Source organism: Adlercreutzia shanghongiae, from assembly GCF_035830635.1.
GTDB classification, from domain to species: Bacteria; Actinomycetota; Coriobacteriia; order Coriobacteriales; family Eggerthellaceae; genus Adlercreutzia; species Adlercreutzia shanghongiae.
In genome coordinates this window covers 147,222-157,733 of record NZ_JAYMFI010000003.1, presented here as the reverse complement: position 1 = coordinate 157,733, position 10,512 = coordinate 147,222, and the positions used below count along the sequence as shown (strand labels likewise).

Genomic DNA, 10,512 nt, shown 5'->3' with positions numbered 1-10,512 from the left:
AAAATTACAGATAGGCTAATGACAGGGCAAAGAACGACTAAGTTACGCTCTAAACGAACTAAACCAGAACCGAACGGTAGGTTCGGAGGGGCGAACGGTTTTTAGCCTGTAAGGTTTTTGAAGATACCTTGAAGCGCGCATGGCCGCGTTTCAAACTAGGCGCCGAGGCAGGTGATGGGGATGACATAGACTCCATCGTCGCGGCGATAGGCGTAGCCACCGGGGGTAAGCACGGCACAGAAGGACGGCGCGCCCATGACCCCTGTGTCTATTTTGTCAGCTACCTTTTTCAGGCTCTGTGCGCCCTCTTCCACCAAGCGCGCGCTCATCTTCATCTCAAAAAGGGCATAGCTCCCGTCCCGAAGGACCACGACTGCGTCGGCCTCAAGCCCCGTCTCGTCACGGTAGTGGAACACCTCTCCGCTGAGCGGCTGCGCGTATACACGCAGGTCGCGCACGCAGAGCGATTCGAACAGCAGGCCGAAGGTTGACATGTCCTTCAGCAGAGAAGCAGGGCTTGCGCCAAGCGCAGCCACGGCGATAGAGGGGTCGGCGAAGTGTCTTTTGGGTGTCTTCGTAATGCGCGAGCGCGCGTGCAGCGACGGTTCCCAGGCCGAGAGATCCTGTACGACGTACAGCTTGCGTAATGTGGCAATATAGGTGTCGACTGTTTCCCGGGACAGTTCGGTTCCGCGGGACTTTAGATCCTTGCGAATTGTCGCATGTGTGGTTTGCGTGGCAGTGCACCGAGCGTATTCACGCATAATCACGCGCGCGTACTGGGAATTGCGTGCCACATTATCAGGACGAGAGATATCTTCCTCTGCAATGGCAGTAAGATACTCGTAGGCAGTCTCCAGCGATGCTTCGGAGACCTCATCTAAGGCCACGGCAGGCCAGCCGCCACGGCAGGTAAGCGCGGCCACTGTCTCTATCGTAGAGTCGGAGTGGGCCTCTATCCCCTCACCTCCTTGCTCGAAGAGGCGGGCCATTGACACCTGGCCTGTGGAATCTCCTGATTCTGCAAGGGACATCGTAAGCATATCCATAAACGCAAACCGGCCTGTGCCGGAGTGACTCGGCTTGCTCGTCGGTGTCGCTGACCCAGCAAGGATGTACTGCCCTTTGGCCCTTTCTCTGTCCACGGCAAACCGTACTGCGTCCCAAAGCTGGGGAGCCTCTTGCCATTCATCCAAGAGGCGCGGTTTTTCACCTTGCAGAAGCAGCGAGGGGCGCGCCTCTGCGAGCAGCAGGTTGTTTCCCTTCTCGTCAGGGTCTTGCATCATGAGGGCACTTTTTGCCGCCTGCAGTGCCGTTTCGGTCTTGCCGCACCATTTAGGACCCCTTATTACGACAGCACCTGCGCTCGCCAGCTTCTTGCGAAGAATTCCATCAGCGATGCGAGGACGGTAATCCTTTATTGCAAGATCAGTGACCATTTCTTACCCGTCCTCTTATATTCGACCAGCAATTTCCGTGTATTTTAACCTACAAATTCCGATTTTTTCAACCTGCAAATTTCGGTTCTGATTGATTGAGGGTTGATTCAGGGTATGTTTTCCATAGGATGTTCCGCCTGCTCAACCGAGTGACGCTTCTTCTTTAAGCAGTCCACTCTTCTTTTTTTCAAGTTCTTTGGATACGGGTTGCACCGGGGGCTTAGACGCCTAAGGCGTCTTGTCAGCGCGCTACGCTTTGCGGGTGGAGAGGCCGGAAAGGACAGAACCTATGGCGCAGAAGGCGGCGGCCATGAGGACAATCCAGCCGAGGAGGAGCTTGCCCGGCGTGCTGGCGAGCGCCATAAGGAAATACCCCACGTAGGGGATGTGGAACGTGACGCGCCCCAAAACGTTGGCGTAGGGGACGGGGCGCACGTCGAGGTCTTCGTTGGCGTCGCCTTTGGTGACAAGCTCGGCGCGATTGGTATCGACGACTTCCACGCGGTGCACGATGACATCCTGGTCGCGCCAGAAGGCGGCCACATCGCCCGGGGCCAAATCGGCGCCGCCGACGGGCTCAGCATAGACGAGGCTGCCCGTGGGATAAGCCGGTTCCATAGATCCGGAAATGATAGCGTAGGACTGCAGGCCCATGATACGCGGGGCCACCGACGCGGTGATAGCCACAGCGGCCAGCGCCACCAAGATAAGCGCCCCTAAAGTTGTGAACAGGCGCGCAAGGGCGCGGTAACGAGCAAGCCGCCGCTCAACGCCATGGGAGAAGGCGTCGGCGGCGGCTTGGGTATCAGAGGCGGGTGTTTGCATGGGGCTATTGTCCCACACTTTCCGCGTTACTCCTCGGGCTCGGGCTTGTTGTTGCGGCGGGCGATTACAAGAATGATAGCGATAAGCGCGGCAATGACACCAGCAGCAAGGGCCCAGGGAATCCATGCGGTGTTGGGCGCCGGCACCTGGCTGCCGGGCTGCTCGCCAGCGGACAAGGCGTTCTCGTCGTCATCGATGCGCTCAACGCCGGGGGCGGCTAGAGGGTTGCCGCCGGCGTCGAGAAGCTCTTCGCCATCGGGGGTGACAAGGCCCGCACCGGGCTCGCGCACGCCACCGTCTGCCAGGCCGGCGTCAGCGTCGTCGGCCGCACCGGGCGTGACGACCGTGGTGTAGGCGCCGGGGATGGTGTTACCAGTGCCAGTGCCGGTACCCGTGCCCTGGCCGTCTCCCGTACCCTGCGGCGGGTTCACGGTGATGTTCACCGTGCCGTCGGGCTGCAGTTCAGTAGAGGCGTTGTCGGCCAGGCGGGTGTAGCGGAACTCCACCACGTTAGCGGACTCGTCCTCGCTGAGCGTGAGCAGCACAAGCGTCGCCTGGGGCAGATAGTTCTCAATGTAGCGCGGCGCGGTGGCCGGGGTGTCGCCGATGTCGCCGAAGAACGTCTCGGACTCGCGCAGCGCCTCGCCCGTTTCCGCATCAACATAGTTCACCGTATAGGCGACGCGATTGGCCATGATGCCGTAGGCGACGACGAAATCCATATCCTCGGTGATGGCAACACCGGGAGCAGGCACGCCGTCAACCAGGGTGTCCTGCTGGTCCACCATGACGCCATCGGCGTTGGGACGGGCGTAGTAGATGGTCTCTTCGCCAATTTTCGTGGCGCCTTCGCGATTCTTGTCGGAACGCACGTTGTCCAGCGCGGCCAGGCGAATGCCCTTGGCGTAGTACTTGCTGTCTTCGGGGACCTCGATAGAGATGCCGTCGAAGGAAAACGCCGTGCCGGGCGCGACATCGGCAAACGTGAGCTGGGTCTGGCCCGCCTCGGTACCCTGGGCCAGCGTGCCCTGGTTGCCGCTGAACACCGACACCAAGTAGGTGGTGCCCGCGTAGGCTTTGGCCGGGGCCGGCTGCGCGTCACTCTTGCCCTCAGAGTCGGCAAACGCCGCAGGAGCGGCCAGCGAGACGGCCATCATAGTGGCGCACAGCACCGCCAGGGCGCGGCGGCCGAGGTTCATCTTCTTCATCGGGTCTCGCCCTCCTCAATCTCGTTTTTACGGCGGCGCACTGCAGCCACCACCAGCACGGCACCGGCAACAATCACCACAATGGCGATAATGCCGATGGGCAGCATGTCGCCGGTTTGAGCCAGTCGCTCAAGCAGCGACGGCTTCTTGTCGGAGTCTTTCTTCGAATCGTCCTTGTCGGACTTCTTCTCGTCCTTCGGGTCCTGCGGGTCGCCAGAACCGGAGGTGCCCGGCTCGTCGGTGGGCTCGGCGGCGAAGGACAGCTTGATAACCGCCTCGGAATCGAAGTAGGTGTTGCCGTGGGTCTCGCCATCGAGCGCCACGTCAAGCTGCATAGAAGCCTTGGCGCCTGCGGCGAGCGTATCCAGGAAGAACCATTCGGTCGTGCCCGAAATGGCATCCTTCAGGCCCTCGGTGGAGCCCGTGTTCGCATCGCCGGAAACCACGTCGTTGGTGAGGATGACCTTCTTCTCGCCGGCCGGGGTGATGAACGTGAGGCGATAGCTGTAGGAGCCGCCCGAGGCGTTCACCTTTTCGAAAGTCTCCTCCATGGTGGCGAGCACTTCGTTGCGCATATACCAATCGGCGGCCGTAGATGCGCTTTCCTTCAGCGTGATGGAGAACTGCGCAGAGTCGCCCGGCTGCAGGCCCGCGATGGTTTTGGTGATGTTCGCGGAGTTGTTGTCAATCATCTTGTCGCCGGTGAACTCAACGGTCCAGTCTTCGGCATAGGTTTTCGCAAAGGCCGGCGTGGCGGTGATAGCGACGCAGGTAAGCGCCAAGGCGATGGCCGCGAGCGCAGCGAAGGCACGGCGCATAGTGGTAGTCATCGCGACCCCCTATTCCTCGCCGGACCAGTCAAGGCCCTCGTCAGCGAACTGGGTGACATCGATGCCCCACGCACTTTTTGCGGCGGCGACGGCGTTGTTCACCTGCACGGAATCAACCTGGGCATCCAGAGTGAGCCAGCAGGAGGCGTAACTTTCCACGGTGTTCTTAATGCGGTCGTTCACCCTGATGGCGGTGACAGCCGGCTGCGCGGCGGCCTCGCCGGGGGCGAGTACCGTTTTGTAGTAGAACACCTCGCGCTCCGGCGTGCACTCGGCCTCGGAGCGGACCCAATACTCGGCAGACTTTTCATCGAAGACGAGCTCGATGAGCGACGGATCGAGGGAGGACGTCTTCGTTGCGGAATCTGCACTTTCCCCTTCGGACCAGTACTTGCGCACGGTGAGGCGCACGTACTCGGGCATGCCCTCGGCGGCGGTACCTTCGGCGGTTGCCACATCTTCGGAGATGTTCTTCACGGACAGCAGCTCAGTGTAGGCCTTGCCAGGGATAAGGGAGGTTCCCTCGGTTTCCGCGTCTTGCTTGGCAATTTCCTCAATTACCTTGTCGAGCTTCAAATCGCCCACGCCGCTGCGGATGTTTCCGTTCTCGGTGAGGGCGACGCCGATGTGGGTCTGCGCGATTTCGGCCTCGTACTCGGGGCTGAAGTAGGTGAGCGCCGAGCGGGCCGGGGTGACGGCCATCATAGCCAGGCAGCCCACCAAGGCCGCGGACAGCACGATAAGCGTGATGCGCTGCGTTTGGTTGAGGTTCTTGAGCGTCTTCAGCATGGGTTACTCACCGTCCTGGTTCTGCGCGGCGGTATCGTCGAAGGCGACGGCGCCGATGAGGCTCTTCTGGCCATCGTGGAACGTGCCCAGCATCAGGCCGCCGGGCTTGTAGGACTTAGCCGAGGCACACTGCTGAACGACGGCTATATCGAAGGCGGGAACGTCCTTGCTCTCATCGATGCTCACATCCACCTTAAGCTTTGAGGTAAAAGCACCAGGAACGATGGGGCTTGTGTAGTACCACCAGCCCTCGTCTTTGTTGCCCTCTACTGACTGAGTCCAGCCCGACCCGGTTTCAATTTCGGTCTTACCGTCATCGGCAACGGGGAAAATTCTAACCGTAACGCCGTCAATAGTGGGCGCGAACACCTTCACGCGCACCATGGCATCCACTTCGCCGGTGTTCTTCACGGAGATGACCTTGTTCAGGCCGTCCGGCTCTTCCTTCACTTCCGTCGAGGGAGGATTGGATTCGTATTTGAAGGCAATCATGCCGCTCGCGCGGTTCGTATCGGTGTAGTAAGCCCAGGCCGTGCCTGCGGCGGCTCCCAGGGAGACCACCAGAGCCACCGCCAGCGCCGCCGCCATCCGACGTCCAAAATGCTTGCGCGCCATGGCTACATCCCCTCTTCCGTCGTCAGTTCGCGAGTACGATCAGCGTAGTTGGCATCAGGTGTATAGGAGAACTTGCCGTCGTCGTCCTTGGAATAGTGATTCACCACGCCCGTACCATAGTGGGGTACTTTGGAGTAGACGTTTTTGAATTCGACCCGGTTCTTCTCTGCGTTTTCGAGGGCTTCTTTGCGAGCTTTCTCCAAATCCTCGGTGCTGGGCTCAGTCTTGCCGGCCTCAATAGCCACCGTCACGCCCTTAACCTGGACAATGCGCTTGTTAGCAGCGACCTGCTCGTCATTGAAATTGTCACCGCTATAGGAGATCTCCTCAATAACGTACCAGCCTTCGGGAATATCCTCGAGAATACGCGGCTCCGCAGACTTTTCCCCTGCCTTAAAGGTGAAGCCCACGATATTGCGATAGATCTCAAGATCTTTCACCTTGCGCTCAGCCGCATCTTTATCACGGTAGCCGACCACATTGAACACTGCCGTAGCAGAGCCATTGGCTTCGTTGAAGCCCTCAAGGCTCTTGTTAATCTGCAGGGCCGCAACACTGGTCGAGCTAGGCTCCTTGGAATCACCCGGGTTTCCCGGAGCCTGGAAGTCGTAGCCCACAGCGATGCGATCGTTGCTCGTGATACCCGCTCCGTTAGTGTTGGAGTAGTTGCCGGTGAAGAATAAACGGGCCTCAGCATAAGCAGCGGCAATAGCGTCATCATCGGGATGCGCCGCGAGAGCTAAGTGGCGAGAAGCCTTCACGTAGGCCGCGTTCTCAGGAGCAAGCTCGCCCTTCTCGATTACGCTCACCTTGAACTTACGCTGGTCTTTGAACGCCTTGATTTCTTGAGTTGTCTCAGGGTTTTTCTTAAGGCCAATAGAAGGGAGGGGCTCATCGGAAAGAGTGATGAGATACTCGTTGTAGCTACTGTCGGTTTCTTTGATATATTTAATATCTTCGATGACTGCAGTGCCCGATATCGGAGCTTTATTATTCCCCAAATCAATTGTCGAGAAATCTATCCCGTAACCCTTAACGGTCTTCAATTGATTTGCAAGGCTCTTAGGTGCATGGAGGGTGATTGTGTCTTTGTCTTCCGCGGCCGGATTTTTTGAATAATAGAGCATGTTCAGGAAACGTTCACTCATTGAACCGTTAATGCTTATGGTATTGCCAGCGTTGTTGTAGTCAACTCTCGTGCAGACGATCATGCCCTTGCTGATATCGCCGTCGGTGTGACCGGTCCAGTTGTAGGCGCCTCCGCCAAGCATAGACCCAAAAACCGTAGCATCCTGCGCGCAGTAGAAATCGGAGGACTCGGAAGGTTCAGTGATAAGGTAGTTTTCCTCAGTCCATTCCGGATGACCCCAGCTCTCGAGAAGCTCCTCTTTCTTCTCGGCGCCATAGACCTCCTCGTACTTTGCAAGGTTGAAGTTCCACTTGTCGCCATACTCGTTGGGATTAGTCGTAACGTTTTCTCCCAGAGCCGTGTTACCGAAGACGGCCGCATCGGAAGAAAGGACAGCGCCATTCGTGCAAACACCGACACCGCCGCCAAAACCACGCGCCGTATTCTTAGTGACAAGCGGGTGGTAGACGAGAATACCCGTCGTGCAGGCCAGAGGCTTCGATGAATCCCACATGGCGTGCTCGAGGAAGAGGCCGCCTCCGCCGTAATCGAATTCGGTAGCCGTCATGTTGTTGGTCACGTAGCCACTCTTCACATAGCTGTTGTCTTCGATCGCGCGGCCCGGCTTGTAAGAAGTACGCGCGAAGATGCCGCCGCCCTCGCTTGTGCCCGCATAGTTCGAAGAAATCGTAGCCGATTCAATCTGAAGAAGCGGTTCGACATATCCGTACTTGAAGTAAGTCACCATCAGACCGCCGCCACCATCGGCAGCGAAGTTGCCGGTGATTGTAGCACCATCGACCGTTACTTTGTCGCCTGAGAACACGGCTCCACCACCACCGCGGCCAGCTTTCCCTATTTTCCCAGCTGTATGACTAGCGCTTTTGTCGTTGTCTGCACGGTTGTTGGTGAGCATCACATTTTCGGCGAGAACGAGCGTATTTTGGTTGTAATCCGTGTTCAGTCTGTCGGGCAAACAAATGGCGCCGCCGTTGCCGCCGGCCACATTGCCCGAGAACACACTGTTGCCCTGAGCGGTAACGGTGCTTCCTTTTTCGGCGTAGATGGCGCCGCCAAGGCAAGTGCTGTCAAAGCTTGTCTCATTAAAAGTTTGCAGGGCCGCCTCTCCCGCTTTGTTGCCAGCGAACAGCGCCTCACCCTCGATGGTTACCTTGGATTTGTTTGCGTAAATGGCACCGCCGTTGTTGTTGTTGTCACCTGCGGCCGTGTTACCCGCAATAATTGCGTCACCCTTGACGGCGATATCCGCCTTGGTGGCATTGATAGCGGCACCACTTTCGCCGCGGCTGCCAACGAGGAAGCCGCCGCTTACGACAACCTTACCTTCGTTGACCTTAATGGCGCTCTCGCCGTCGGTCTGCGTAAGGCGGCCGCCTTCGATGCTCAGTATGCCGTTCTTCTGCACGTCAACAAGGTTCGAAGTGCCCCTGGCCTCAATAGCGCCCTTCGCAGGCAGCTTGAGGGTGTATTCATAGACGTACTCTTCAGTTTGACCCTTGGCGGGCATATCAGGATAGGAAATCGTCTTGTAGTAGTTCAGAAGCAAGTCGCCGTTCTCGTCGACTCCATAGGTAGCAGTCTTGCCGACCATTTTCTTGAACGCGCCCGGATTATCCGCGGGGTTGGGCAGCTTCGTGCCGTCAAGCGTGGATTCCTCCTTGTCTGCATTGTTGGGCTTGTTGGGAACTGTTACCGCCTTGGCTCCTTCGCGGCTATCGGTGATGGTGAAGTTTGCGCCATCACCGACCGTGAAAAGGCTTCCCGTGCTTTCAACCGTGATATTGTGACCATTGAGGTCGAGCGTCTTCGTTCCATCAATCGCGATAGTGCCCGTGGTCACCTTGATATCCTCATGCAGGACAGCCTCATTGGTGCCGGCGTGCCCAGTGAGGATTTCGACGAGGTCCTCCCAGCTGCTCACATTCCCCTGCTTGGAATCGGTAGTGGCGATCGTTACCACCACGAGGGCGTTATCAGCGCCTGCCTGCTGGAGGACAGCCTCTTCAATAGTGTACGTTCCGTCCTTAGCGACAATGGCGGCGGCGTGAACCGTAGCCTGCTGGTCCGCATCGTCAGCTTCTACGGAATTTACGCCGGAAGCCATAGGCGTCGCATCCTCTTCGACGACCTCCTCTTCGGCGTTCTGAGTTGCCGGAGCATGCTTCTCGTCGTTCGCAGATTCCTGCTCATGCTTCTTCTGAAGAGCCGCCGCAGTCTCGGAAATGGGAGCACCGGCTCCTTCAACGTAGATGATTCCCTCTTCCGTAGCAATCGGCTCCTGGTCGGCCGACTCGTCTGCCGAGTCTCCCTCGGCAAGGTCGTCGGAAGCTTCCACTTCGCTGGCCTCGGACTCGTTTTCGCCCTCCTCCGCCGTGACGAGACCGGAGCCGGGCTGCTTGGAACCCATGGCCTGAGCCTCGGGCGCCGCCGTAGCCGCTTCGGTGACGTAGCTCACGGCAAATTCGGTGTCGGAGTTTTCCGCCTCAATGGTGAAGTTCAAATCCGCGCTCGTGGACGCCTGGTAGGACTCCTCGGTTTGCGACGTGAATTCCTTGTCGCCCACCTTGGCCTTCACACCGGCCTGGGCAATTTCGAAACGCACTTCCACCGTGGTGTCGTCGGCCACAGCCTGGGGCGCACCCCACAGGTGGAAGTAGCTCATGGAGGCAACAAGGGCCGCTGCCACAGAACAGGCAACGACCTTCTTGGCCATGGATGCATTGTTTGCGAAGCTTCGGCTGAATGCGTTCATGCGCTCACCGTCTCCTCGTCGCTCCTCGTTTGGCCGCCCCTTTGCGACCAGTTTTCCTCATCTCTTCGGTGCCTGGCCTCGCAAAGTGCTCGACAGACACGTATACGCGCGCGAACTCTCTCACTTTCGCGCGCTTCGGAAGGTTTCTTTAAAAGAGAACTCAAGTCAGCCCCTCTAAGGTATGACCTGCTCTTTTCCTCCTTGTATGATGGAGGCTATTCTAACCTCTGCGACGAACTATTGTCTAGTCGTCAACGGATGGTCGACTGTTCCTTTCTGAAGGAACCTTCCGAGGTCGAGAATAAGATATATGTGCGCGAATGTTATTATTTGAAGGGTATTTGACTGTCATATGCTAGGGTATTGACAGGTTATTTTTTCGAAATTGTGCTGCTCAGAGGTCGTGAGTGGCTAAAACAAGGCGAACACCCGAAGGTGTTCGCCTAATTCTTCTATGGTGGAGCGTAGGGGGATCGAACCCCTGACCTCAGGCTTGCAAAGCCCGCGCTCTCCCAGCTGAGCTAACGCCCCATAGCGTGCACCGAAAGCCATCGCTTTGCGCGTTCGGGATATTCGACTGAGATTGCTGCGGCCGATTTGGCCCGAAATATAATAAACGCTCCACCGGCTAACTCGGCTCACGGTGGAGCGTTTATCGCAAAGTAATGGTGGGCCCGAATGGATTTGAACCAGCGACCTCACGCTTATCAGGCGTGCGCTCTAACCAACTGAGCTACGGGCCCTTGAAAAAGTGCTTGACTATCTTAAGCCTAGGACAGGGGTGGGGTCAAGAAAAATTTTGCCGAATTGTAAAAAGTGCACGGATGGCCGCAAACGGCATCAGTGAGAAAATGGAATCGTCCTCAGTGCCAGGGATAACAGGGCCGCTGGGGTCGGGCGCAGC

Annotated in this window: 7 protein-coding genes and 2 tRNA genes; all 9 read right to left on the bottom strand. The window is 57.9% G+C overall.

Annotated elements, in window-relative coordinates; all coding sequences use genetic code 11:
- Nucleotides 1-155: 155 nt before the first annotated feature.
- Nucleotides 156-1,439, bottom strand: coding sequence for an ATP-binding protein (locus VJ923_RS02730; protein WP_326438284.1), 1,284 nt, complete (start codon nucleotides 1,437-1,439; stop codon nucleotides 156-158).
- A gap of 249 nt (nucleotides 1,440-1,688) precedes the next feature.
- Nucleotides 1,689-2,264 carry a signal peptidase I gene (locus tag VJ923_RS02725; protein WP_326438282.1) on the bottom strand — a complete coding sequence of 192 codons (576 nt, stop codon included), beginning with the start codon at nucleotides 2,262-2,264 and terminating at the stop codon, nucleotides 1,689-1,691.
- 26 nt (nucleotides 2,265-2,290) lie between these two features.
- The gene (locus VJ923_RS02720) at nucleotides 2,291-3,472 is read right to left on the bottom strand and encodes a MucBP domain-containing protein (protein WP_326438280.1); all 1,182 of its coding nucleotides are present in this window, start codon (nucleotides 3,470-3,472) and stop codon (nucleotides 2,291-2,293) included.
- The gene (locus VJ923_RS02715; protein ID WP_326438278.1) at nucleotides 3,469-4,302 is read right to left on the bottom strand and encodes a hypothetical protein; all 834 of its coding nucleotides are present in this window, start codon (nucleotides 4,300-4,302) and stop codon (nucleotides 3,469-3,471) included. The genes VJ923_RS02720 and VJ923_RS02715 overlap by 4 nt, the downstream gene beginning before the upstream one ends.
- Nucleotides 4,303-4,311: 9 nt before the next feature.
- Nucleotides 4,312-5,091, bottom strand: coding sequence for a hypothetical protein (locus VJ923_RS02710; RefSeq protein ID WP_326438276.1), 780 nt, complete (start codon nucleotides 5,089-5,091; stop codon nucleotides 4,312-4,314).
- A 3-nt stretch (nucleotides 5,092-5,094) separates the two neighbouring features.
- Nucleotides 5,095-5,706 carry a hypothetical protein gene (locus VJ923_RS02705; RefSeq protein ID WP_326438274.1) on the bottom strand — a complete coding sequence of 204 codons (612 nt, stop codon included), beginning with the start codon at nucleotides 5,704-5,706 and terminating at the stop codon, nucleotides 5,095-5,097.
- Nucleotides 5,707-5,708: 2 nt separating this feature from the next.
- Entirely contained in the window at nucleotides 5,709-9,608 is a 3,900-nt protein-coding gene (locus tag VJ923_RS02700; protein WP_326438272.1) for a hypothetical protein, read from the bottom strand.
- A gap of 455 nt (nucleotides 9,609-10,063) precedes the next feature.
- Nucleotides 10,064-10,139 (bottom strand) — tRNA-Ala (locus tag VJ923_RS02695).
- A 135-nt stretch (nucleotides 10,140-10,274) separates the two neighbouring features.
- Nucleotides 10,275-10,351, bottom strand: a tRNA-Ile gene (locus tag VJ923_RS02690).
- Between the last annotated feature and the right edge of the window lie 161 nt (nucleotides 10,352-10,512).

What these genes read in the sequence shown, in the direction of transcription:
- VJ923_RS02730 (WP_326438284.1), bottom strand. Translation starts at nt 1,439, where the DNA reads ATGGTCACTGATCTTGCAATAAAGGATTACCGTCCTCGCATCGCTGAT.
- VJ923_RS02710 (WP_326438276.1), bottom strand. Translation starts at nt 5,091, where the DNA reads ATGCTGAAGACGCTCAAGAACCTCAACCAAACGCAGCGCATCACGCTT.
- VJ923_RS02725 (WP_326438282.1), bottom strand. Translation starts at nt 2,264, where the DNA reads ATGCAAACACCCGCCTCTGATACCCAAGCCGCCGCCGACGCCTTCTCC.
- VJ923_RS02705 (WP_326438274.1), bottom strand. Translation starts at nt 5,706, where the DNA reads ATGGCGCGCAAGCATTTTGGACGTCGGATGGCGGCGGCGCTGGCGGTG.
- VJ923_RS02720 (WP_326438280.1), bottom strand. Translation starts at nt 3,472, where the DNA reads ATGAAGAAGATGAACCTCGGCCGCCGCGCCCTGGCGGTGCTGTGCGCC.
- VJ923_RS02715 (WP_326438278.1), bottom strand. Translation starts at nt 4,302, where the DNA reads ATGACTACCACTATGCGCCGTGCCTTCGCTGCGCTCGCGGCCATCGCC.
- VJ923_RS02700 (WP_326438272.1), bottom strand. Translation starts at nt 9,608, where the DNA reads ATGAACGCATTCAGCCGAAGCTTCGCAAACAATGCATCCATGGCCAAG.